This window comes from Cohnella sp., from assembly GCF_041641335.1.
Taxonomy (GTDB): Bacteria; Bacillota; Bacilli; order Paenibacillales; family Paenibacillaceae; genus Cohnella.
In genome coordinates this window covers 36,298-58,841 of record NZ_JBEPYQ010000037.1, presented here as the reverse complement: position 1 = coordinate 58,841, position 22,544 = coordinate 36,298, and the positions used below count along the sequence as shown (strand labels likewise).

Annotated in this window: 19 protein-coding genes and 1 pseudogene; 14 read left to right on the top strand and 6 right to left on the bottom strand. The window is 59.0% G+C overall.

Going from position 1 to position 22,544, the window contains the following annotated elements; genetic code table 11:
• The 4 genes and pseudogenes from ACESLM_RS14215 to ACESLM_RS14200 all read left to right on the top strand — a co-directional run.
• Positions 1-347, top strand: a pseudogene (locus ACESLM_RS14215) (polysaccharide deacetylase family protein); the annotation flags it as partial.
• 134 nt (positions 348-481) lie between these two features.
• The gene (locus ACESLM_RS14210) at positions 482-1,486 is read left to right on the top strand and encodes a 2-oxoacid:acceptor oxidoreductase family protein (protein WP_372632232.1); all 1,005 of its coding nucleotides are present in this window, start codon (positions 482-484) and stop codon (positions 1,484-1,486) included.
• Positions 1,487-1,551: 65 nt separating this feature from the next.
• Positions 1,552-3,861, top strand: coding sequence for a thiamine pyrophosphate-dependent enzyme (locus ACESLM_RS14205; protein ID WP_372632230.1), 2,310 nt, complete (start codon positions 1,552-1,554; stop codon positions 3,859-3,861).
• A gap of 19 nt (positions 3,862-3,880) precedes the next feature.
• Positions 3,881-4,192 carry a hypothetical protein gene (locus tag ACESLM_RS14200; protein WP_372632229.1) on the top strand — a complete coding sequence of 104 codons (312 nt, stop codon included), beginning with the start codon at positions 3,881-3,883 and terminating at the stop codon, positions 4,190-4,192.
• 118 nt (positions 4,193-4,310) lie between these two features.
• Here the strand turns inward: ACESLM_RS14200 and ACESLM_RS14195 are convergent, their stop codons facing one another.
• Complete coding sequence (locus ACESLM_RS14195; protein WP_372632228.1) at positions 4,311-4,823, bottom strand: hypothetical protein; 513 nt, start codon at positions 4,821-4,823, stop codon at positions 4,311-4,313.
• A 159-nt stretch (positions 4,824-4,982) separates the two neighbouring features.
• Here ACESLM_RS14195 and ACESLM_RS14190 point away from each other — a divergent pair, with 159 nt between their 5' ends.
• From ACESLM_RS14190 to ACESLM_RS14180, 3 genes are read left to right on the top strand one after another with little or no spacing between them, the layout of a single operon-like run.
• Complete coding sequence (locus tag ACESLM_RS14190; RefSeq protein WP_094042521.1) at positions 4,983-5,507, top strand: ADP-heptose synthase; 525 nt, start codon at positions 4,983-4,985, stop codon at positions 5,505-5,507.
• Positions 5,508-5,564: 57 nt separating this feature from the next.
• Positions 5,565-7,529: a tetratricopeptide repeat protein gene (locus ACESLM_RS14185; protein WP_372632227.1), complete on the top strand. Its 1,965-nt coding sequence runs from the start codon at positions 5,565-5,567 to the stop codon at positions 7,527-7,529.
• A 24-nt stretch (positions 7,530-7,553) separates the two neighbouring features.
• Positions 7,554-8,561, top strand: coding sequence for a CobW family GTP-binding protein (locus tag ACESLM_RS14180; RefSeq protein ID WP_372632226.1), 1,008 nt, complete (start codon positions 7,554-7,556; stop codon positions 8,559-8,561).
• Between the two features lie 51 nt (positions 8,562-8,612).
• Here the strand turns inward: ACESLM_RS14180 and ACESLM_RS14175 are convergent, their stop codons facing one another.
• The 3 genes from ACESLM_RS14175 to ACESLM_RS14165 are packed head-to-tail and all read right to left on the bottom strand — an operon-like array spanning position 8,613 to position 12,406.
• Positions 8,613-9,770: a Ger(x)C family spore germination protein gene (locus ACESLM_RS14175; RefSeq protein ID WP_372632225.1), complete on the bottom strand. Its 1,158-nt coding sequence runs from the start codon at positions 9,768-9,770 to the stop codon at positions 8,613-8,615.
• A 1-nt stretch (position 9,771) separates the two neighbouring features.
• Entirely contained in the window at positions 9,772-11,322 is a 1,551-nt protein-coding gene (locus ACESLM_RS14170) for a spore germination protein (RefSeq protein ID WP_372632224.1), read from the bottom strand.
• Positions 11,297-12,406, bottom strand: coding sequence for an endospore germination permease (locus ACESLM_RS14165; protein WP_372632223.1), 1,110 nt, complete (start codon positions 12,404-12,406; stop codon positions 11,297-11,299). The genes ACESLM_RS14170 and ACESLM_RS14165 overlap by 26 nt, the downstream gene beginning before the upstream one ends.
• Positions 12,407-12,594: 188 nt before the next feature.
• Between ACESLM_RS14165 and ACESLM_RS14160 the strand changes: the two genes are divergently transcribed.
• The 3 genes from ACESLM_RS14160 (at position 12,595) to ACESLM_RS14150 (ending at position 16,119) form a co-directional block, all read left to right on the top strand.
• Positions 12,595-13,038, top strand: coding sequence for a GNAT family N-acetyltransferase (locus ACESLM_RS14160; protein WP_372632222.1), 444 nt, complete (start codon positions 12,595-12,597; stop codon positions 13,036-13,038).
• 139 nt (positions 13,039-13,177) lie between these two features.
• Positions 13,178-15,139, top strand: a complete 1,962-nt coding sequence (locus ACESLM_RS14155) for a copper amine oxidase N-terminal domain-containing protein (protein WP_372632221.1) — start codon at positions 13,178-13,180, stop codon at positions 15,137-15,139.
• Between the two features lie 179 nt (positions 15,140-15,318).
• Positions 15,319-16,119 (top strand): hypothetical protein, encoded by an 801-nt coding sequence (locus tag ACESLM_RS14150; protein ID WP_372632220.1) that lies wholly within the window; start codon positions 15,319-15,321, stop codon positions 16,117-16,119.
• A 26-nt stretch (positions 16,120-16,145) separates the two neighbouring features.
• On the opposite strand, the gene ACESLM_RS14145 is transcribed toward ACESLM_RS14150, so the two are convergent.
• Both ACESLM_RS14145 and ACESLM_RS14140 read right to left on the bottom strand, forming a co-directional pair.
• Positions 16,146-17,648 (bottom strand): sensor histidine kinase, encoded by a 1,503-nt coding sequence (locus ACESLM_RS14145; RefSeq protein ID WP_372632219.1) that lies wholly within the window; start codon positions 17,646-17,648, stop codon positions 16,146-16,148.
• On the bottom strand, positions 17,645-18,337 hold the full coding sequence (locus tag ACESLM_RS14140; protein ID WP_372632218.1) for a response regulator transcription factor: 693 nt from the start codon (positions 18,335-18,337) through the stop codon (positions 17,645-17,647). The genes ACESLM_RS14145 and ACESLM_RS14140 overlap by 4 nt, the downstream gene beginning before the upstream one ends.
• A 219-nt stretch (positions 18,338-18,556) precedes the next feature.
• Between ACESLM_RS14140 and ACESLM_RS14135 the strand changes: the two genes are divergently transcribed.
• Genes ACESLM_RS14135 through ACESLM_RS14120 form a run of 4 tightly spaced genes read left to right on the top strand, consistent with a single transcriptional unit; the run spans position 18,557 to position 22,499 of the window.
• Positions 18,557-20,011 carry an efflux RND transporter periplasmic adaptor subunit gene (locus tag ACESLM_RS14135; protein ID WP_372632217.1) on the top strand — a complete coding sequence of 485 codons (1,455 nt, stop codon included), beginning with the start codon at positions 18,557-18,559 and terminating at the stop codon, positions 20,009-20,011.
• The gene (locus ACESLM_RS14130) at positions 20,011-20,724 is read left to right on the top strand and encodes an ABC transporter ATP-binding protein (RefSeq protein WP_372632216.1); all 714 of its coding nucleotides are present in this window, start codon (positions 20,011-20,013) and stop codon (positions 20,722-20,724) included. The genes ACESLM_RS14135 and ACESLM_RS14130 overlap by 1 nt, the downstream gene beginning before the upstream one ends.
• Entirely contained in the window at positions 20,721-21,896 is a 1,176-nt protein-coding gene (locus tag ACESLM_RS14125; protein WP_372632215.1) for an ABC transporter permease, read from the top strand. Before ACESLM_RS14130 ends, ACESLM_RS14125 begins: the two co-directional genes overlap by 4 nt.
• Before the next feature lie 33 nt (positions 21,897-21,929).
• The gene (locus ACESLM_RS14120) at positions 21,930-22,499 is read left to right on the top strand and encodes an RNA polymerase sigma factor (RefSeq protein WP_372632214.1); all 570 of its coding nucleotides are present in this window, start codon (positions 21,930-21,932) and stop codon (positions 22,497-22,499) included.
• The last annotated feature ends 45 nt before the right edge of the window (positions 22,500-22,544 follow it).

The following is a 22,544-nucleotide window of genomic DNA, read 5'->3' as shown; positions in this document are numbered from 1 at the left end:
AGGAGCGAGCCAAAAAGCGGGTGCGCCAGGCGGACGACCGCGGAATCGTGCTGCCCGACTACATGATCGGTCCGGAGTATCTGCTGAGCGAGGGGGATACCTACGAATCGGTCAAGCGCGAGGGGATCGACTTGCTGCGAGGCCTGCTGCCCGGCGTGACGGAGTGGATCGCGCACCCGGCCGCGGCCGCGCCGGAGCTGAGAGCGTTCCACGGACATCCGGACAAGAGGGACATGGAACGGCGTTTCTGGCTCGACGAGGATGTCCGCAGAATACTTGCCGAAGAACGGGTCCGCCTTATCGGTTGGAGGGAGCTGCAGCGGCTGCAAAAAGATCTGTCGGCATAAGGATGGCTATATTTTGGCGCTTTTCCACATCGGAGGAAGGAATTCATCTTTTTAAGGCGAAATAATTAATGTTTGTATATTGTAAATTTTCTGAATGTTCCTTCACTTCACGCGAAAGGGGATTGCAGAAAAACATGGTGACGCTGCCTAAGGTTAACGAGCTCGGTTTTTTTGAAATTCGACTGGAATCGATCGGCGGGCTGGGCGCCAACCTGGCCGGAAAAATGCTGGCGGAGGCCGGGGTCATGGGCGTCGGGCTAAACGGCGTCAGCTTCAGCTCCTACGGTTCGGAGAAGAAAGGGTCGGCGGTCAAAGCCCACATCCGGTTCTGCGACATCGACACGCGCATACGGGACACGTCGCCGGTAGAGCGGCCGCACGTGATCGGGGTGTTCCACGAGAACCTGTCGAAGACGATCAACGTCATTTCGGGGATGCACGAGGACAGCATCGTATTGGTCAATTCCAAGAAATCGCCGGAGCAGCTCAAGAGCCAGCTTAAGCTCAAGGCCGGCATCATCGCGGTCGTGGACGCCACGGGCATCGCGATGGAGGAGAACAACCGCGTCAACATGGCGATGCTCGGAGGGCTGTTCCGGCTCTGCGAATTCCTCGACGCGGAATTCATGAAAGGCGTCATTCGCAAATCGCTCGAGAAGAAGTACCCGGCCGCCGTGCAGCCGGCGCTGAACACGTTCCAGCGCGGCTACGACGAAATGAGCTTCCAGACGTTCGGACTGTCGGAAGGAGACGAGATGCCGTCCTTCGTCCGCATGGACACGCCGGTGCTCGGCTACGAGACGCAGCCGATCGGCGGTCTGATCACGAACCCCGGCAACAGCATCCTGAAGGATCTGAGCATTTCCCGCGCGGGCAAGATGCCGCACTTCGCCGACGACAAGTGCATTCATTGCGCGGCCTGCGACAACGTCTGCCCCGATTTCTGCTTTGTCTGGGATGAGCTCCCGGACAAGAAGGGACGTCCGCAGATGTTCCTGCAGGGCATCGATTACCAATACTGCAAGGGCTGTCTGAAGTGCGTGCAGGCTTGCCCGACGGACGCGCTCTCTTCCGAGCTGGAGGAGGACGGATACGCGGACGGGCACCGCGTCGCCCACAAGTTCCATTTGGCCATGTAAAAGTAAAAGAGAAAGCGCCTTGTGATCTTTCAACGAGAACCCGATAGGAAAGGTGGAGTCTGAACATGTCGATCGACATTCGCAAAGAAACGGTCAAGCAAGGCACCGTCGAGCAACGAATCGTCTACGAATCAGGCAACGAGATGGCCGCATACGCCGCACACCAGATCAACTATCACATCATGGGTTATTTTCCGATCTCTCCTTCGACGGAAGTCGCGCAGTTTCTCGATCTAATGAAGGCTAACGGGCAGCACGACATCGTGCTGATTCCCGCGGACGGCGAACACGGCTCGGCTGGGGTGTGCTACGGGGCGTCGGCGGCGGGCGGACGAGTGTTTAACGCGACCTCCGCCAACGGTTACCTCTACATGCTGGAGCAGATGCCCGTCCAGTCGGGAACGCGGTTCCCGATGGTGCTCAACCTCGTGTGCCGCTCGGTGTCCGGGCCGCTCGACATTCACGGGGACCATTCGGACTTGTATTTCGCGCTGAATACGGGCTGGCCGATCGTGCTGTGCCGCGATCCGCAAGCCGTGTACGATATGAATATCATCGCGCTGAAGCTGGCGGAAGATCCGGAGGTCCGGCTGCCGGTCATCGTCGCTTCGGACGGATATTTCACCAGCCATCAGAAGCGCAGGGTCATGACGTTCACCCATCGCGAGGACGTGCAGAAGTTCGTCGGCGAGCACCCTCCGGAAGGCTTCCAGCACGTGCTCGACCGCGACAACCCGATTACGGTCGGGCCGTATATGAACGAGCCGGATTACATCAACAACTGCTATCAGCAGAGCATGGCGATGTATCGGGCCGAGGCGGTGTACGACCGCATTCAGAAAGAGTACGCGGAATTGACCGGACGGGAGTATCCCATCCTCGAGCTGTACCGGATGGAGGACGCGGACGTCGCCGTCTTCCTGCTGAACTCGTCGGCGGAGATCATCAAGGACGTCGTCGACCAGCTGCGCGGACGCGGAATCAAGGCGGGGGCGATCTCGCCGAACATCATCCGTCCGTTCCCGGCGAAGCTGATCGCGGAGGCGCTCAAGCAAGTCAAGGCGGTTACGGTCGGCGACCGCGCCGACTCGTATGGCGGCCATGGCGGCAACATGGTGATGGAGGTGCGCGCCGCGCTTCAGCAGTACGGTAATTCGTCCACGCTGGTCATCAGCCGCATCTACGGGCTCGGTGGCAAAGATTTCTACGCCGAGGACGGCTTGGCCTTGTTCGAGGTGGCGATCGACGCGATGAACAAAGGGTACGTGGAGAAGCCGTTCGACTACCACGGCGCGACTCCGGGAGATCCGGCGAAAGCGCCGAAGCGCGTGCTGGAGCCGATGAAGTACGAGGATTTGAAGACGGGCCTCATCACGGTTACGCCCGACGAGGCGACGGGCAAAGTCAACGTGCGCATTCCGCCACTGCGTTCCCTGACGAAGAAGCCGAAGCGGATCGCTCCGGGACACGGGGCATGTCCGGGATGCGGCATTTTCTCGGGGCTGGAGCTGTTCTTCAAAGGAATCGAAGGCGACATCGTCGCCTTGTTCCACACCGGCTGCGCGATGGTCGTCACGACGGGGTATCCGTATTCGGCGCATAAGGCGACGTACATTCATAACCTTTTCCAGAACGGCGCGGCCACGCTGTCCGGCGTCGTCGAGATGTTCCACGAGCGCAAGCGCCGGGGCGAGCTCGACCAATACGGGCTGAAGGACGACTTCACGTTCGTCATGATTACGGGAGACGGCGGCATGGATATCGGCATGGGCCCCGCGATCGGCGCCGCGCTCCGCAACCACAAGATGATCATCCTCGAATACGACAACGAAGGCTACATGAACACGGGAGCCCAGCTATCGTATTCGACGCCGATGGGGCACAGGACGTCGACGTCCAACGTCGGCAAATTCCAGGGCGGCAAAGTGTTCCACCACAAGGACACCGCGCAGATCATGGCTGCCACAAACATTCCTTACGTCTTCACCGGCAGCGAGGCGAGCCCGCAGGATCTCGTGCGCAAAGGGGCCAAGGCGCAATGGTATGCGCAGAACGTCGGTCTCGTGTATGGCAAAATTTTGATCACCTGCCCGCTCAACTGGCTGTCCGAGGACAAGGATGGGGCCGACATTATCGACAATGCGGTCAACAGCTGCTTCTTCCCGCTGTACGAGGTCGAGCGCGGCATTACGACGATCACCTACAACCCGGAGGAGAAGGGGAAAAGGGTGCCCGTCGGCGACTGGTTGAAAATGATGGGCAAGACGCGTCATCTGAACAAGCCGGAATACGCGGAGACGCTGCGGGAGTTCGAATCCGAGATCGAGCGGCGCTGGAACGCGCTGAAGGCGAAGCACGAAAATCCGTATCTCTGACCGGGCGGGAGCTGAGACGATGCCGTACGCGCTACGCCATGCGGCCACGGGAACGCTGCTGGCCTGCATGCAGACGAACGGATACAAGCTGAGTTATTACGGAATCGTAACGTGGGACGACGAGCCGGCCGTTCCGGCGATCGCGGAAGCGCTGGCCCGGGCCGGAGTCTCTTCGGAGGACGAGGCGGGGAGGCTGGACGCTTGGGAGGCGCTTCGGCTGCCGGAGCATGCGGCGAAGCTGGCCAACGTCAAGCTGCGCAACGATCCGGGCAGAGTCGTCTACTATCGGGACGGCGTGCTCGGATCCGGTACAACGGTTCCGGAAGCTTAACGGCATTAAATAACAAACAAGCGTCCTTCGGATGTCGAGGGACGCTTGTTCGTTGCGCGGATGCGCTTGATCGTCATGCCGATGCGATTCCGCGCAGATTTCGGGACGGTTCGGAATGTCAAGTTTCCGGAAGCAGCGACGCCGCCCTGCTTCCGTTGACGGACAGAAGATCCGACACTTTCTGCAGGCGCAGCAATTCGTTGGGCTTCAGTTCCCGCTGAAAATAGCCGTACAAATACGCCGCTTCGAGGAACGGCAGGCCCGGATAGCAGACGACTTGCTGGTGCGAATACGGGTTGTCGAGCAGGATTTGCCATTCCCCGCCGCGTTCCGCGACCGGGATGGCGGCCAGCACGTCGTTCTTGATGCCGAAGATGAGTTCGAATTCGTCCCAGACGGCCGCCCAGGAAGGGCTGAACCGCTCCGGATCGGGGAACAGCTCGCGAGCGCGGGACAGCTTGCGGCGGACCAGAGCGGTATCGTCATCGGCATACGTTTTCAAATAAACGCGGAAATCCTCGATAAACCGGTAGAAGGAAAAATATCCTCCCAGGGCGACCCGTTCGCTGTACGTTTGCTCTAGTTCCTCCGGCTCGGCCCGCATATACTGGTGGAAGGCAGACTCCGACATCTCCGACAGCCCCTTAACGGCAATAATATGGAAAACATCATGAATTATTATACCGCAGCCGCGCCGCCATTCAAAGAACGGCGACAGCCGTTTAGGCTTGTGATATAATGTAAAACAATGCGCAAGGCGCGGGAAGATTTGTGGGAGGGAAATGCAAAGATGAGTCGGCGTTTTGTCATCGAGGCCGTCATGATCGCCATCTACGGTCAACTGCTTCTGCCGAAACGTCCTGTCGAGTACAGGATACCTTACACTTCGGTCATGGAGCTCTACGATATGAAAGACAGTCCGGAACCGGTGATGCCGGAAGCGGAGGACGATGCGTACGTAAAGACGAAGATCGGAGAGATGATTGCCTACTTCGAGGATTCGTTTAATAAAAAGAAGATCGAGCGGGCGTTGATGGCGCCTTGGCGGGAAAGCCCGCCTCTGCCGATCAACGACAACGTCTCGCTGATCATCGTGAACGCGGCGGAGAACATGCAGTACGGAGAAGCGTTCGATCCGATCGAGACGGAGATCATTTTATTGGCGAATAAGCTGCAGTGCCCGATTCTGACCGATCAGATCGAATTCCAAGACAAGGTCGTGCAGAACGCGGTTCCCGTGCAGCTGTTCGATATCGACGATTTCGAATATGCCGTCGAGGAAGAAGCGGACGCCGCGGAAGAGTACAAGGAATAAGGAAGCTGCCGAGCCGCTCGGCAGCTTTTGCGTCAAGCCGGAGGGAGGACGAAGCCGATGCTGTATCCGATCGCCCGCTGGATGGCCAAGAGGCTGAGACAACAGCGGAAGCTGGGGCAGTCGATCCGCTGGCACGAGCGTTGGGGAGTCGACAGGATGAGCCTGGAAGAGCGGATCGATTACGCCGGGCTCCTTCACGAATGCGGGAAGTCCGAGCAAGCCGTCGAGCTGCTGACAGCTCTCTTGAAGCGAACGCGATATGCGCAAGCCTATGAAAGACGAGCCCATATCTATAACGAAACAGGCCGGGAAGAGGAAGCGATCGCGGACTTGGACGCCGCGATCGAGCTGGATCCGGAATCTTACATGGTCTGGTATACGAGAGCGATCTCGCACAACAATCGCGGCAACTACGAGCTGGCCGTGCGCGATTTTCTGGAAGTGCTTCGCAGAAGGGAAGATTCCAAAGCTTCCACGCATTACGAATTAGGCAACGTGTATATGAAAATGGGCAAATACGAGTCCGCGGAAGCCAGCTACGCGAGCGCCTGCTCGAACGCGGGCAAGGCGATTCCCCACTACTATTTCCGGCAAGCGCAAGCGCTGGAAATGCTGGAGCGGATGGACGACGCCCGGCGCGCGCTGTCGCAAGCGATCGAGCTGCAGCAAAGCTGGCGCGCCGAGGAGCGGCGAGGCGCCGACCAATACAGAGCCAGGACGAGGTATTCTCCCGCCGCGATCGACACGTTTATCCAAGGAGCGGAGGAAGAATACGGCTTTCTCGTCTATGAATCGAAGCTGCGGGAAGCCGAAGGAGACTTGTCCGGCGCCCTCGATTCGATTCGTCAAGCGATCGACCAGTATCCGGGAGGGGCCGACGTTCAGCTTCGCCACGGACAACTGCTGCGCCTGCTCGATCGTCCGCAGGAAGCGGAGGAGGCGCTGGAGCGTCTCGTCTCCGACAATCCGCTGTGGCTGCCCGGCTATATGGAGCTAAGCGCCCTGCATCGGTCGCAGGAGCGGCCGGAGGAGACGGTGCGCGTCCTGTTGGAGGCCAAGCAGCGATATCCGGAGCATCCGGTCGTCCGTTACTGGCTTGCGGACGCCTATCGCGAAGCCGGTCGTGGGGAAGAGGCGCTTAAGGAGAACGCGGATTTGACGGAGCTGGAGCCCGACGATCCGCTGAACTGGAAGCAGCGGGCCGAAATTCTGATCGACGCCGCCGAGTACGGCGACGCCGACGAAGCATATACGCAGGCTCTGCTGCTGGAGCAATCGGCGGAATGCTATATGCGCCGCAGCTATTCGCGCTATATGGAGGACCGGTACGAGGAGGCCATGCTCGACATTCAGGCCGCCGTAGCGCTGGACGAAAGCCTGCTGAAGGAAAGCAAGACGGCTTACGCGCTGGCGGAGCTGTACATGGGGATGGGCAACCACGAGCTGGCGGATGCCGAATATTCCCGGGCGCTCGCGCTGGAGCCGGACAATCCGCAGATCTACGATCGCCGCGCGCGCTGCCGGTTTGCGGCGGAACGCTGGCAAGCAGCGCTCGAAGACTGCGACCGCGGGCTGCAATTGACGGGGACGAATCCCCGGCTCACGTGGCTTCGCGGCTTGATCCAATATCGGATGGAAGATTTGGAGGGAGCTCTGCTCGATATCGGGGCTTACACGGAGCTTGTCCCGGACGACGCGCAAGGCTTTTACAATCTTGGCCATCTGTACAGCCACCTGGACCGGCACGACGAAGCGATCGCCGCGTTCACGAAAACGATCTCGCTGAATCCGTTCGACGCCCAGGCTTATCTGGAGCGGGCTTCATTATGGTACCATCAATATTTCGATCGAACGCGCGCGGTCGACGATCTGGCGCAATGGCTGCTCTACGCGGAGCCCAGAGCCCATGACGGTGACCGGTTCGAATTGCTGAGCGAAGTGAGAGGCTTCGACGACGAGATGAGAGAGCGCGCCAAAGAGCAGTTTCTGCGCGTGTACGGCAGCTCGCAATATTTATCATAGATTTGCAAAGGGGCTTCATCCCATATGGATTCGCTTGTTCCTGTATACGTGCTAACCGGGTTTCTCGGGAGCGGGAAGACGACGCTGCTGAACCGGATGTTGGAAGAGGCCCGCTCGTCGGGCAAAAAGGTTGCGGTGCTGCTTAACGAAGTCGGCGACGCCAACGTGGAAGGGCAAATGCTGGGCGCGGACGTTCCGATGGCGGAGATGCTGGGAGGCTGCATCTGCTGCACGATTCGGGCGGACCTAGGCATGGAGCTGACGAAGCTCGCCCGCGAACATCGTCCGGACGCGATATGGATCGAGACGACCGGAATCGCCAAGCCGCTCGAAATTATGGACTCGGTCACGGAAGCCTCGATGTACGAGAAGCTGGAGCTTAGAGGCGTCGTCGCGGTAGCGGACGCCCGCCATCTGCTCGATCGGGTCCGGATCGGCGCCGGCAAAACCTACAAGCTGATGAGAGAGCAGATTTCGGCCGCAAGTTTCGTTGTGCTGAATAAATCCGATCTCGTCGGAGCCGCCGAGCTGGCCGAGCTGGAGCGACTGATCGCCGATTGGAATCCAGCGGCTAGGCTCGTCACGACCGTGCGGACGCAGCTCGATCCGGACCTGATCTACGGCCATGAACGGACTTCTCCGGCCATTGGAAGCGAACACGGCGAGGCTTGCCCCCCGGACTGCGATCACGATCATGGCTCGCACTCGCATTCCAACGGGCATCACGGACATGCCGCGCACGATCACGTCAACGCTCTGACGCATTATTTGTCCGGTCCGGTCGACAGCCTCGCTTTCGAGGAATGGGTCGCCGGCTTGCCGGAAAGCGTCTACCGGGGCAAGGGGATCGTCACCTTCCGGGATACGGGGAGCCGCTTCCTGTTTCAATACGCCTATCGGGAGAGCGACTTCGTGCGGATTGCGCCGCAGGGAACCGTACATGACGTCGTCGTGCTGATCGGAGAGCATTTTCCGCGCGAAGGATTGCTGAAGCAGTTGGAGCAACTAACGAAATCCGCGGAGAGCTCATGATGCTTGAATGGATCATCAGCTGAGAATTTCCCGGCAATAGGAGAAGCTCCCTCAGTGAGGCGTCATTCTTCTCTTCATCTTGTACGTTCCGCCATGAGCGATCTTGACGGTCGCTTTCACTTCTCCGAGGCGGACCGGCGCAAGAGGCATTCGGCCGTTCGACGTCAATCGTTTCCAAGTCGCATTATCCCGACGGTAGAGATGATGCTCCAAGTTAAGCACATCGGCGTTGGCCTTCATGCCTAGGCGATGGCTCTTTCGTATCTGATCCTCTATTTCCGCTTCGGCCATTCTCTCCAGCTCCGTTTCGGACTTCGATTTCCACTGCTCCAGAACTCCGGCGGCAACTTCGACCTCGATGTCGAATGTGGGTTCGCGGCCCTGCTTGGAGATCCGCACTTTCGTTCTCGGCTCGGCGAGACGCAAAGTCGCGATGGGTTCATCCCCTTCGGCAAGCATCACTCTCGCTCCTTGCTTTCTGTTGGCGATCCATCTCACCCCGAGCAGCTTCTCGGCCGGCAGCCACTCCAGGTACCGGGTATTGCGAATGACGTAAACGCCGTTGATCTCCAGCTTCGGGTCGGGCTTTTTATCTTGAACCCACGTATGGTCGGTTACGGACAGGGAAGGAAGCAGCGTTGTCTCTCCCGGGTCGCGGATTCCCCTGGCGAATTGGGAGAGCCTCATTGGCGCGATGATTGGACGCTGGCTGTAGTTGGTTTCCGGCGCATATAAAATGGAGTTCATCGGGGACAGGTTGAAGAACGGCTTGGTCGTAAACACCTCATTTAGGGTTCTGTCCGTTCCGTAAATCCAAGGCGTGTAGCGAATCTCCGGAAAACGGATCAAGGAGTCGATAACTCCGAGAAAATCTCCCTTCTTCAAAGCTTTCTTGGAAATGACGATGGAATTGAGGTGTCCCCAAAAGACGGTCTGCTGAGTCGTCTGATACAGCTCGACAACCGCTTCCGAGAGCGTCTTGCCGCTGGCGTGTCCAACCCAGACTGGAGTGGGCTTATCACTCTTACCCGCCTCGGTTTTGGCGACGCCGGAGAAATCGAGCTGCTGTACGTACACCTCGTAACGATTGTTCTCGTAATCGATGCCGATGCCGGTAAAATAATTGACGTCCTGCAGCGATTTAATGTCCCAGCATCCCGCGAGCAGACAGGAGCCGATGACCCAAACGCAGAGAAGTCCTCTTCTCATTTCATTTCTCTCCTTGGCGGGTTGGATCTTGCGGAGCGTTTATGGTCGGCCTCTTCTTATACGAAGTCTCGGGGAATGCCAGCAAGGCGAACAGAGCTTCCTTGAAGCGCAACGGAGAGATCGGCGACAAATACGGCCTACCGAACGAGGTCAGCGACGACAGGTACACGATGATCAGGAAGGCCGAAAGGAAGAAGCCGAGCATGCCGAACAGACTGCTCAAGACGAGCACGAACACACGGATGAACGTCACCGCTCCGCTCAGCGACTGATTGACGAGCGTGAAGGTCGCCACTGCCGTCATCGCGGCTACGACCAGCGTCGTCGGTCCGGTCAACCCCGCATTGATCGCGGCGTCCCCGACGATCAATCCTCCGACGACGGCGACGGTCTGACCGACTGCTTTCGGCAGGCGCATGCCCGCTTCGCGGAACAGCTCGAACAAGCCGATCATCAAAAATAGATCTACCGGGCCCGACAGCGGCAGTCCGAGACGGGCTACGACGATCGTCGCAAGCAGCGGGAACGGGATTTGATCGAGATTAAAGGCGGAGACCGCCACCCAGAACCCGGGGAAGAAGATGGCCACGAGAAGGCCCACGACGCGAAGCAGCCGCTCCAGTGCGACGTAGTAGAAGGGGAGGTGCATGTCTTCCGGCGACTTTAGCAAGGTCATCATGTTGGACGGGGCCATCAGCACCATGGGGGATCCGTCCACGACGATCGCGAACCGGCCCCGCAGCAATCCTGCGGCAATGTAGTCCGGGCGCCCCATATATTCGATAAGCGGGAAGAGAGAATAAGAGGAGTCTGCCAGCGCTTCTTCGAGCAGTTGACTGGACAGTACTCCGTCGATCTCGATTTTGCGAATGCGTTTCCGCGCTTCGTCCAGCAAATCCCGGTTCGTAATATCCGTCATATAGAGGAGGGCGACGGTGGTGACGCTGCGAGTGCCAAGTTTGAAGTATTCGACTCCAAGGGTAGGCGTCTTCAAGCGCTTGCGAACGAGGGCGACGTTCATTTCGACCGCTTCCGTAAATCCGTCGCGCGGTCCCTTGACAGAAATCTCGGTATTGGATTCGCTCGTCTCCCGCTGCGGAATCGCCGCCATCTGGACGACGAACATTTGCTTCGTTTGTTCGAAGAAGAGCACAAGATTGCCGGAGAATACTTGCTGAATCATCTCTTCTACCGCGTCGTCGCCTTCGACGCGATAGAAGTTTTGAGAGCGGAAGGGAAGATCGTCTGTGCCGGATTCGCCGCTTCGGGAATCGTACGAAAGCAAGCCTCTTAGCCGGGCGTACAGGAAATCGTTAAGCATTTGAACGTCGATCATCCCGTCGCAATAAACGAGCAGAGGGTTTAGAGAAACCGGGGCTTCGCCTTCGGTATAATACGCGCGTATGCTTACGTCACCGGATGCGCCGAACATGTCCGTCAGCTTCGCTCGGTCCAGCTCGTCCAGGGAGATCCTGGGCGGAGCCGATCCGCTCCGGACGTCTTGAGCACGTTCCGGGTCGCCGGTTTTACGCAGCGGATGTTTGAGATTCATGGGCACTCCCTCGTTTTGGAATAATCAAGAGCAGCAGGGCAAACGGAAAGGCGTAGAAGAACGCCATGACGATCGGAAAGTAATAGCGGCCGATAAAATGAAAAAAGAGTTGGTCGCTGAGTTTGGCATGTGATGCGATGACGACGAGCAGGCAGCCGGCAACGGCCATTAAGGGAAGCCTCAGTCTGCGTCCGGTCAGATGAAGCAGATCGAACAGGAGATAGAAGGCCAGCGCGACGCGAATCAGCGCCCCGGACAGCCATTGGTAGATGGATAGAAAATCCAGGTGCGAAATAAACTTGCCCAGCAGCACCATTCGCCATTGCTCGAAGGCCGGGTAGCGCTGATCGGCGGCTTCATAGGGGCCGAAGATCGTAATTGATGCGAGGATCGGTCCGAAGACGAGCCCGGTTACGGCGAGCGTAAGAAGAAGCAGCGCGGGCAGTCGGAACCGCTTGCTGAGATGCTGCTGCAATCCGAGCAGCAGAATAAATTCAACCAAGCCGCCAAGCGTATACTGCGTTCCGCGCAAGATCGACGCCGTGTCGTTGGCGAACAGCGGGAGCAGGTAACTGTAATCCTTGAATTGAAAGTTAACGAACATGACGAACAGCCCGAAGACGATGACGGCGGGCAGCAGAACCCCGGCCGCGATCGCGATCGTTCGCAATCCGGCCGCAGCGGCGGCCATGCCCGAGACGACGAACAGGGCGGAAGTAACCGGATAGGGCGTTTTCGGCAGATAGGTCACTTTGGTCCAGATGGTCGTATCCCTGACGGTCACGAACAAGATCATCATGCAAAGGAGAATCAGGGGCAGGACCACAAGCCAGGCGACCGCCGCGTTGTAATGCCGCTTAAACCAGCGGAAGAGCGACTGCTGCCCGGTCAGCTTCATGATCCAATAGACGGCGATCGTCCAGACGATGACCGGCGGGATGGCCAGGAGGGCGCTGATCCAGGAATCCCGGTAGGCGGATTGCAGAATAAGCGGGACGATGATGACGTGGTTCGTAATTCCGATGGCGAGATTGAACATCAACATCGTTTGGATCACGTTGATTCTGATCTGCAGCATAGCCATGGGCAGTCTCTCCTTCCTCCATGTTCCGGTAGTATGAGCGGACGGCTGGAATCGTATGCAAATAATGGAATCGCATGGCCGTTGATCATTGCTGGAGGCTCGGTTATGCTGTAGAAATGCGGGCTATCCGGCCGTCACGCCGGACGGGCCCGGGAACAATACGGATTTGTCGGCAGGAGGGAAGCAGAATGGAATGGATGCGGGTGGAAACGGCCGAGCAGCTGAGGGAAGCGTTCGCCGTTCGCATGGAAGTGTTCGTGAAAGAGCAGGGCGTCCCGGCCGACATCGAGCTGGACGAGTACGACGATTCGCCGGCCGCGTGCCGTCACTATATCGTCCGATCCGAAGAGGAGACGATCGCGGCGGGCAGATATCGCGCCTACGAGCCCGGAGTCGTCAAGATGCAGCGGATCGCCGTCGTTAAGCGCTGCCGAGGGACGGGCGTGGGATCGTTCTTGCTGAAGGCGATGGAGGACGAGGCGAGGGGAGAAGGCTATCGGGCCTCTATTCTCGACGCCCAATGCTCTGCGGAGCCTTTTTATGTCAGACTGGGATACGTGACCGTCTCCGAAGAGCCGTTCCTGGACGCGGGCATACCGCACGTCCGCATGCGCAAAGGATTGGCGGAGTAAAAGAGTCTGGACCGTAGATCCGGAAGGTTTATTTTTTCGCGAAATCTAGCAACCTTTAACTGTTTTTTGCGTTAAATCATATGATCCGGTTTACGGGAGTGGTTAACCCATTGGCCAACTAGATTAGAAGGAGCAGAGTATGAAGAAGAGATTTACGCTTTTGTTGCTATCGGCACTTATGTTGTTATCGTTCCAATTGCCTCGGCCCGCGCATGCCGAAGGCAGCGCAAGCGGCCTGGAGAAGCTAGTCCTTACCCGGGAATCCAAAGAGATGCTTCACAACGGCGTTTCCGTTTCGGCTCCTCAGCCTCTGTCCGAAGTCAAAGGCGTCACTTACGTTGCCGCTCGAGCATTCATGAACGAAATTTACGGCACGACGGCTTACGATTCGAAGAGCAAGAAGTATACGCTGACGAGCGGCGACAACGTACTGCAGCTCGTCGCAGGCAAGTCGTCCTACACGATTAACGGCGCAACGAAGAGCATGACCGGCGCTCCTTATGTTTTGAAAGGGACGCTGATGCTGCCCGTGCGCGTAGCCGCCCAAAGCTTTGGCCTGACGATGAAATCTTTGCCGGCGACGAAGCAGATCGAGTTGACGTGGTCCAACGCTCCGATCGCCAAGTTTTCCGTATCGGACCTGAACCCTTACGCACAGCAGACGGAAGTCCGCTATGTCAACGAATCTTACCATCCTAGCGGTCTGGCGATTATCGAGGAACGGTGGGAGAACAATTATTCGATCTTCGAGCAGCCGGGAACCTACGTCGTCAAGCTCTGGGTTAAGGACGAATCCGGCAGATGGAGCGAGCCTTATTCGGTAACGGTCACGGTCAAACCGCCGAACCAGCCACCGGTCGCGAGCTTTACGACCGACAAGACGACGTACAAAATGGGCGAATTCATTACCTATAGCGACTGGAGCACGGATGACGAGAACCGGATCGTGAGCCGTGTCTGGACGAACGCCCAGCGCGGATTTTTCGAGCCGGGAGAGCAGACTGTCACACTGAAAGTGACCGACGCGCTCGGCGAGGTGGACGAAGTGTCCAAGAAGATTACGATACTCGACGAAGTGCTGTATACGAAGGAAGAGTTCGATCTTCTGTATACGGAGATCGGAGAGAAGTTTGAGATGAGCGGCTCCTCGGTGCTCCAGTGGCCGACGGTTCCCTACATCATCAACGATCGCCAGCAGACGCTTATTCGCGCTAACAGCCCGGAGACGATTCGCGAAGAGGGCATTTACTATGAAGACATGGTGTCGGGCGACGTGAGGTTCCTGCTCCACAATCAGAACGGGCGCTCCAAGCCGGTCAAAATCTACATTATCCTGACGAACAACAATGCGGAGCCGGCAACGGTGCGCATGGGCGCCAAAGGCATGGCCGGGCCCAATCCGATCGTATCGACGGTTGGACGCGCGGTGACGGGAAGATTCCTGGAGTCCCTGCTCTCGACTCAGTACTCGTATCTGCAAGTTCCTGCGGGAGAGAGCCGTCTCATCTTCCAGGAATACAGCGATAAGGCGGTCAAACCGGGCGATGTGTACTCCATGTTCGCGGATGTGTGGATGAGCTCTTCCCTCGATTTCAAGGTCGTCGTCGTGGACGCGGACCGCGACGTCATGAGCGCCCTCCCGAATCTGACCATTCTGCCGAGCAACGATCGGCACGTCCGCGGCACTTTCGACAACGCTAACCGCATCATGTATGTGAACCAGACGCTCGGCGGCGAGAAGAGCCGGATGGTGCTGGCCGACAACATCGTCGATACGAGAATTTCCGGCATCGACAAGACGACCGGCAATCCGGTGCTTAACGCGGGCAACTACGGCGTGCTGTACACGATTCAGTTGAACAACGTGCAGCCGCATACGGCGATCGTGCTCAGTCCGCGCGGAGGCCACTATGCCGGAGCGTTCACGGTGAACGGCCAAGTCGTGTACATGACGAATTCGAGCATTCTGCGCAACACGAACGAGCTCGGTATGCTGTACAAAACGGGAGATTCGGCGGAATCGGTGACGATTACGTTTACCCCGGCAAGCGGCAGCATGCTGCCTATCAATCTCTTATTCATGCCAATGCCGACTCACTAGAGTTCGAGCTTTGCACAAGGGCCGTCCCCGCCAGGAAATCGCTCTCGGATCTTATCGAGACGGATTTCCTCCCGGTGGGACGGCTTTTTTTGCACGAAAGTTGGCGAGATAAAGTTGACACTGATAATCATTATCATTTAGACTGGGGGAAGGTGGTTAAAAGGAGTTGGGGATCCGCGATGCAGCTATCGACAAATCCGGGAGGATTGGCCTTTCATTTCTCTTCGGTCAAGAGATTATCGGATGACGAATTGGTTGCCGCCCCGCTGGGGAAGGGCATTGTTTATAAGAAGGAAGCGGCCGAGGATTGGGTGGAGATCAGCGAGGGGCTGACCGATCAGACGCATATCAATCGGCTGCAATCTTACGAGGATCAACTGTACGCTTGCTCCAACAAAGGCTTGTTCCTATGCTCGGACGGAACGTGGCATTCCGCAGGGCTGTCGCTGGGCTGCTACCATTACAAGCAATACGGACAGGTGGGACTGGCGGCGACGGTATGCGGCCTCTGGTATACGGAGGGCGAGGAGTGGCGCACGATGATGCGCTCGGACGTAACCGTCTACGACTTTCTGTATTTGCCGCAATACGTCGTGCTCGGGACGAACGAAGGCGTGTCGATTCTGGACCGGATGACAACGAGCTGGATCAACTGCAAGCTGGATACGTCCGTGACGAGCCTCGCCGTGCACCGCGGCACGATTATCGGCGCGACGGAGCACGGGGAGCTGTTGGCCGGCAACCGGCGAGGCAGGTTCGATCGTTACCGGATGTCGGGAGCTTTCATTTTCTCGATCGTGTCCCGGGGACAGGAAATATTCGCTTGCACCGATCGCGGCCTGTACCGCGTCAGCTCGATCGGCGGCCGCATCTCTTTAATGGCGTTAAAAATCGGTTGCCAGGTGACGGACGTCGACGTGGACGACCAACGCTACTATATGGCGACGCTGTTTGAGGGCATTCAGTGTATGGCCCGCTAATCGCAGACGGGGGGCGCCTGGGGGGTTCAAGCGTTGTCTGCGTCGGCCGTATCGCCCGCATTGTCCGCGTAAGGGAATAACACGATAAACGAACTGCCTTCGCCGATCCGGCTCTCCACCCGGATCGATCCGCCGTGCAGCTCGGCGAGCGAGCGGCTGATCGACAGACCGAGCCCCGCGCCGCCGTGCTTCCTGGCCCGGGAGTCGTCGATCCGGTAGAATCGCTCGAACAACCGGGACAGGTGCTCCGGCGCAATGCCCGGCCCGTTGTCCGCAACCGTCAGTTCCGCGCCGTCCGGGCGAGGCTTCGCCGATACCGTAATGATTCCGTCCGACGGATCCGTATGCTGGACCGCGTTCTGGAACAAGTTCAGCGCGATTTGTTTGACCTTGTCGGCGTCGAGCGGCAGCTCCGCCGTCTCCGACAAGATCAGCCGAATCCGGCGATTGCCGGCCAATAGTTTGAACTGAGGCTCCATCTCTCCGAGGATGGGGCCTAGCTGCGTAGGGACGAGCTGCGCACCCAAGGCGCGGTCGGTCTTGGCGAGCAACAGCAGGTCCTGCACCAGCTTGTTGATCCGCGTGGACTCGCCGTGCATGCTGCGCAGCGCCTTGTCGAGCTGCTCCGGGTCGGCCGCCGCTCCGCGCAGCAGCACTTCAAGGAAGCCGTGAATCGACGTCAGCGGCGTCCTCAGCTCGTGCGAAGCGTCCGACACGAAGCGACGCATCCGTTCCTGGCCTTCCTGTTCGGCTCTGAACGACCGTTCGAGACGCTCCAGCATCCGGTTGAAGGAGTGGGAGAGCCGATCGATCTCCGCCGGTCCGGCAGGCTCCGGTAGCCGCTCGTTCAGCTTGCCCGAATCGATTCGTTCGACCGTCTCGACCATGCGCGAGAGAGGCGTCAGCGTCTGCCGGATGGCGGGAAGGAACAGCAGCAGCGCCCCGAGGAGAGCTGCGAACGCGAGAGCCGAATACAGCCTCAATTGACGGTACAGCTCCGCCTTCAGAGGCGATGTGCCGGTGGCGACCTGCACGACGCCGCCGCTGCCCTGGAATGAGCGGACGGCTTGCAGCACGACAAGCTGGTTGCCGCTTGCCCCTCTCACGATGCGGTACAGCGGCTTGTCCCTGCGCAGCCGCTCCGCAGCGAGGCGGTAATCGTCGGCGGACAGGCGGGGGACGGAACTCTCGGATTCGGCGCCGTTGGTCGTAAGGACGGTAAAGCCGCCTTGCTTGTTCAAGTACGCGACGGACGAGGAAGGGAAGAAGACGAACGATTCCGCCGGACCGCGCCGTCCGGAGTCGGTCAGGCGCTCCCAGAACTCGCCGGGCACGGACAGCACTTGCCGCTGAATGGCGGCCGCTCGGTTCTGATAAATAAACCGTTCCATGAAGAGATATTGCGTCAGTCCGATGACGAGCAGCAGTCCGGCCAGGATGAGCAGGAGGCGAGACACGAGCTGGTAGCGGAGCGAGCGGGGGAACAGAATCGGCCGCACTCCGCGCAGCCAGGAAGCGAGCCGGGTCATGCGAGATCCACCCGATAACCGGCTCCCCTGATCGTGCGGATTACTCTGTGCTCGCGGTCTTGAAGCTTGTCCCGAAGCGAGCGTATGTACACCTCCACGATGTTGTCCTCCCCTCCGAAATCGTAGCCCCACACCCGGTCCAGAATCGCGCTTTTGCTCAGCACGTGGCCGTGATGGAAGACCAGATGCTTCAGTAGCTCGAATTCGGTCGGCGACAAGTCGAGCACGCGGTCGCGATAGCGGAATTCCTTGCGCGCCGCATCGACCGCGAACGGTCCGATCGACACCTCTTCCAGCAGATGGGGGAATTGATTGCGCACTCTCGCCTGAATCCGGGCCAGCAGCTCCGCGAAGCTGAACGGCTTCGGCATGTAATCGTCCGCTCCGATCGACAGCCCTTTCACCCGATCCTCGACTTCGTCTCTGGCCGTAAGCATGATGACGGCTACCGGCCTTTCGCTTTTGAGCGCCCGGCACACCTCGAAGCCGTCCATTCCCGGCATCATCACGTCGAGAATGACGACGTGCGGTGCGAAGCTCTCCGCGAGGGAGAGCGCTTCGCGCCCATCCTGCGCCGTCGCCACCTTATAGCCTTCGTTGACGAGCCCCAGCTCGATAAACTGCAAAATATTCGGCTCGTCGTCGACGAGCATCACTCGGATTCCTTGCGCTTGCGTTTGCGTAACCATAGTAGTCCTCCCGGCGGCTTGTGCCTCGTTCCTTCCATTATGAGCGATCCAGCTTAACTTGTGCTGAGAGGAAACTGAAAGAATGCTGAAAAGCAGACAGGTTGAACTACCTCTCAAACCGGGATGTTCAGCAAACATTCAGCGCTTCCTCATCTGAAGCTAAGGTTCCGCTTGCATAATAGGCGGTAAGATGAGGAAAAGCGAAGGTGAACCAGTCGGATGAAAAAGAAAATCCTGTGGTGGACGCTCTCCCTCGCCGTGATCGCGGCGGGCGCGTGGGCGGGCTACCGGTATTACGAAGGCAACAAGGAGATCCCGCTGGCGGCCGCTCCGGCGACGACCCAGGTCCGCAAAGGAACGATCGAGGTGAAGGTGAGCGGAACGGGGAACATCCAGCCGTCCGCGAGGGAGACGGTGACGGCCGGCGCCAGCGGCACGGTGAAGAAAGTGCATGCGCAGAAGGGCGATACGGTCAAGAAAGGCGATGTGCTCGTTACATACGAGGAAGAAGAAATCGACAATGCCAACCAGATCAGAAGCAAGGAGATCGACCTGAAGAAGAAAAAGCTGGAGCTTCAGGATTTGCAGACGAAGTTCAAGAGCGCCGCAGACGACGAAAGTCGAGAGTCGATCGCGCTCAGCATTCAGAAGCAGGAGTTGGACATCGAAAGCGTGCAAGCGGATATTGCTTCGCTGAAGGAGGAGACGGCAGACAATGCCGATCCGGTGCTGGCGCCGATCGACGGAATGCTGACGTCGTTTAACGTCAAGGAGGGCGATGTTCTTAACCCGAACTCGACAATAGCGGACATTGTCAATTACGCGCAGCTGCAGATGGTCGTGGGCATCGACGAACTGGACATCCCCAAGGTGAAGCTGGAGCAGGAGGCGTCGATTCTCGTCGAGGCGCTGTCCGATCAGACGTTCACCGGCAAAGTCGTGTCCATCGCCGACGAAGGAACGTCCAGCAACGGCGTCGCTTCCTTCGACGTGACGATCGCCTTGTCGGCGGCCGACAATCTGAAAGCCGGCATGTCGGCGGAGGCGAGCATTCTGACCGCCCAGAAGACGGATGCCCTGTACGTGCCGGTCGAGGCGGTCCAATCCTCGCAGGGCAAATATTTCGTGCTTGTTCCGTCCGCCGCTGCGGGAGGAGCGGAGGAGGACGGTGCCGCGCCGGAGGGCGCCGCTCCAAGCGGACAGGTTCAGCAGGGACAGCGCCCGGGCAGGCAGGGACAAGCCGTCCCGGACGCTTCCGGTGAGGCGCCGCAGACCGGCTCTGGCTTCGGCGCAGTCGGCGCCGACCGGTTCGGGAATATGTCCGAAGACGAGCGGGAGGCGATGCGCGAGCGCTTCATGTCCGAACGCGGACAGGGAGGGGCGCTAACCGCTGCGGGAGCGAGCAACGTCGTCACGTCCAGGGTGGAAGTCGAGGTAGGCGTCAACAACGAGGACAACATTGAAATTTTGTCCGGCCTGAACGAAGGGGATCTCGTCGTGCTTCCGACGACGTCCAGCTCCGGCTCGTCGAACGCGAACATGATGCAGGGCGGCTTCCCCGGCTTGGGGGGCGTAGCCGTCCCGTCCGGAGGCGGAGGCATGTCGGGCGGAGCAGGCGGCGCACGGCAGTTTACAGGCGGCGGAGCGGGAGCAGGCATGGGCGGTGGCCGCTGATGGCAAGCAAGCAGCGTGCGTCGTCCGAAGCATTGATCCGAATTCGTAATCTGAACAAAATCTACCGCATGGGCGGAGAGACGCTGAATGCGCTGGACAACGTCAGCCTGACCGTGAACGAGGGGGATTTCGTGGCGATCGTCGGCCCGTCCGGCTCGGGCAAGTCGACGCTGATGAACGTGATCGGCTGTCTGGACACGCCCTCCTCCGGGGAGTATTGGCTGGACGGAGAGGAGATCAGCCGGCTGCGCGAGAACAAGCTTGCGGAAATCCGCAACCGCAAAATCGGGTTTATTTTCCAAGGCTTCAACCTGCTGACCAAGCTGACCGCGATCGAGAACGTGGAGCTGCCGCTCGTCTACCGCGGAGTTCCTGCCAAGCAGCGCAGGCAGCAGGCCGTCGAGGCGCTGGGCAAGGTGGGGCTAGCCGACCGCGTGCACCACCGCCCGGTCGAGCTGTCCGGCGGTCAGCAGCAGCGCGTGGCGATCGCCCGTGCGCTGGCCGGAAATCCGCCGATTCTGCTGGCGGACGAACCGACGGGGGCGCTCGATACGAAGACGGGCGTCGAAGTGATGGGCTTCATTCGCGAGCTGAATTCGCTTGGGCATACGATCGTGCTCATTACGCACGATCCCGGCATATCACGGCAGGCGAGAAGAATCGTCCGCATTCAGGACGGCCGGCTGAACGAAGAGGGGGCGGAGCCGGAGTGAGCGTCATTCAAGCTTTCAAGATGGCGATCAAGAGCATTCTGTCCAACAAGCTGCGATCGCTGCTGACGATGCTGGGCATCATTATCGGCGTAACGGCGGTCATCTCCCTCGTCGCGCTGGGGCAAGGGGCGACGAAATCCGTCACCGAGCAAGTACGCAGCCTGGGCACGAATCTGCTGACGGTGAACATTCTCGGGCGGGGGTCCGCGAATACGATGGACGCCGGGGAAGCAGCCGAGCTCGGCGAGGAAGTCGAAGGTATTCAATATGTCGCCCCGGCGAACACGCAGAACGCGACGGTCAAGTTCGGTTCGTCGAGCGAAAGCGTCAGCATAGTCGGGACGAACGCCGACTACGCCCACGTCAGGGAGTACGAGGTGGCGTCGGGACGTTTCGTCGCCCAGATCGATCTGGACGTCTACCAGAAAGTCGCCGTGCTCGGCTATACGACGGCAACCGATCTGTTCGGCTTCGCCGATCCGGTGGGAGAATACGTGCTCATCCAAGGCACGCGTTACAAAGTGGTCGGCGTGCTCGCCGAGAAGGGCAGCTCGATGACGGGCTCCAACGACGAGGTCGTCATCATTCCGGAAACTTCGTTCGAGCGGCTGTTCAAGACGAAGGGCGTGCGGACGATCTACGTGCAGGTCGAGACGACCGAGCAGATGGACGCGGTCGTGGCGGGTCTGGAGAAATCGCTCAGCAATCGTTTCCGCGGCAATACGAGCAGCTACCGCGTCTTCAACCAGAGCGACGCGCTGTCGGCGCTGACTTCCGTGTCGGATACGCTGACGCTCGCTCTGGCCGGCATAGCCGGCATCTCCCTGCTCGTCGGGGGAATCGGCATTATGAACATCATGCTCGTGTCCGTCACCGAACGGACGAGGGAGATCGGCATCCGCAAGGCAATAGGCGCGAAGAAACGCGATATTCTAATCCAGTTTCTGATCGAAGCGATCGTGCTGAGCGGCCTGGGCGGGTTGTTGGGCATCGGTATCGGCGTCGGAGCGGCGCAAGGCGCTTCTTCCGCCTTCAATATGGATATCGCGTTTTCGGCCAACGTCATTCTGATCGCTTTCGCATTCTCCGTCGGCATCGGGGTCGCATTCGGCATGTTCCCGGCGAACAAGGCGGCCAAGCTGAAGCCGATCTACGCGCTCAGGTTCGAATAAAGTCACTCGCGTGCGGGAAGGAGGGAGACGGGTATGGGCGCGTACTCCGAATACGAAATCAAAGTGCTGCCTCATCTTCGCGATCTGCAAAACTATTGCCGGTACTTGACGAAGTCGAAGTGGGACGCGGAAGATCTGCTTCAAGAGACGCTGCTGAAAGCTCTCGTATTCTTCCTTCATACCGAACCGTACGTGGACGTGAAGCCGTTCCTGATCCGCGTGGCGAGAAATCTGTGGATCGACGCTTGCCGCAAACGGCAGCGAAGGCGTCTGTTCGCGGAGCGCGAGGGCGCGAGCGGCGTCTTCGAACATAGCGACTACGCCGAGGTCAGGGGGACGATCGAATGGCTGGCCGAGCGGCTGCCCCGGCGCAATATCGAAATTTGGCTGCTGTTCCATTACTTCGGATACTCGATGGAGGAGATCTCCCTGGCGACGAACGTCTCCGTATCCGCGGTCAAATCGCTTCTGCACCGGACGCGCGAGGTGCTTCGCGGCGATAACGAGCCTTCCAATCGGCGAAAGGTCGTCCGTCCCGACGTTGATCGCTGGTCGCGAGCCGTCATGCTGGAGAGGCCTCAATCCGTCTTGTCGGCAGAGTAGCAATTGGAACCGATTCTCGAATCTTACCGTATTACCAAGAGGAAA

What these genes read in the sequence shown, in the direction of transcription:
- ACESLM_RS14195 (WP_372632228.1), bottom strand. Translation starts at nt 4,823, where the DNA reads ATGTCGGAGTCTGCCTTCCACCAGTATATGCGGGCCGAGCCGGAGGAA.
- ACESLM_RS14135 (WP_372632217.1), top strand. Translation starts at nt 18,557, where the DNA reads ATGAAAAAGAAAATCCTGTGGTGGACGCTCTCCCTCGCCGTGATCGCG.
- ACESLM_RS14175 (WP_372632225.1), bottom strand. Translation starts at nt 9,770, where the DNA reads ATGAGAAGAGGACTTCTCTGCGTTTGGGTCATCGGCTCCTGTCTGCTC.
- ACESLM_RS14205 (WP_372632230.1), top strand. Translation starts at nt 1,552, where the DNA reads ATGTCGATCGACATTCGCAAAGAAACGGTCAAGCAAGGCACCGTCGAG.
- ACESLM_RS14150 (WP_372632220.1), top strand. Translation starts at nt 15,319, where the DNA reads ATGCAGCTATCGACAAATCCGGGAGGATTGGCCTTTCATTTCTCTTCG.
- ACESLM_RS14180 (WP_372632226.1), top strand. Translation starts at nt 7,554, where the DNA reads ATGGATTCGCTTGTTCCTGTATACGTGCTAACCGGGTTTCTCGGGAGC.
- ACESLM_RS14130 (WP_372632216.1), top strand. Translation starts at nt 20,011, where the DNA reads ATGGCAAGCAAGCAGCGTGCGTCGTCCGAAGCATTGATCCGAATTCGT.
- ACESLM_RS14200 (WP_372632229.1), top strand. Translation starts at nt 3,881, where the DNA reads ATGCCGTACGCGCTACGCCATGCGGCCACGGGAACGCTGCTGGCCTGC.
- ACESLM_RS14155 (WP_372632221.1), top strand. Translation starts at nt 13,178, where the DNA reads ATGAAGAAGAGATTTACGCTTTTGTTGCTATCGGCACTTATGTTGTTA.
- ACESLM_RS14210 (WP_372632232.1), top strand. Translation starts at nt 482, where the DNA reads ATGGTGACGCTGCCTAAGGTTAACGAGCTCGGTTTTTTTGAAATTCGA.
- ACESLM_RS14145 (WP_372632219.1), bottom strand. Translation starts at nt 17,648, where the DNA reads ATGACCCGGCTCGCTTCCTGGCTGCGCGGAGTGCGGCCGATTCTGTTC.
- ACESLM_RS14140 (WP_372632218.1), bottom strand. Translation starts at nt 18,337, where the DNA reads ATGGTTACGCAAACGCAAGCGCAAGGAATCCGAGTGATGCTCGTCGAC.
- ACESLM_RS14120 (WP_372632214.1), top strand. Translation starts at nt 21,930, where the DNA reads ATGGGCGCGTACTCCGAATACGAAATCAAAGTGCTGCCTCATCTTCGC.
- ACESLM_RS14165 (WP_372632223.1), bottom strand. Translation starts at nt 12,406, where the DNA reads ATGGCTATGCTGCAGATCAGAATCAACGTGATCCAAACGATGTTGATG.
- ACESLM_RS14190 (WP_094042521.1), top strand. Translation starts at nt 4,983, where the DNA reads ATGAGTCGGCGTTTTGTCATCGAGGCCGTCATGATCGCCATCTACGGT.
- ACESLM_RS14170 (WP_372632224.1), bottom strand. Translation starts at nt 11,322, where the DNA reads ATGAATCTCAAACATCCGCTGCGTAAAACCGGCGACCCGGAACGTGCT.
- ACESLM_RS14160 (WP_372632222.1), top strand. Translation starts at nt 12,595, where the DNA reads ATGGAATGGATGCGGGTGGAAACGGCCGAGCAGCTGAGGGAAGCGTTC.
- ACESLM_RS14185 (WP_372632227.1), top strand. Translation starts at nt 5,565, where the DNA reads ATGCTGTATCCGATCGCCCGCTGGATGGCCAAGAGGCTGAGACAACAG.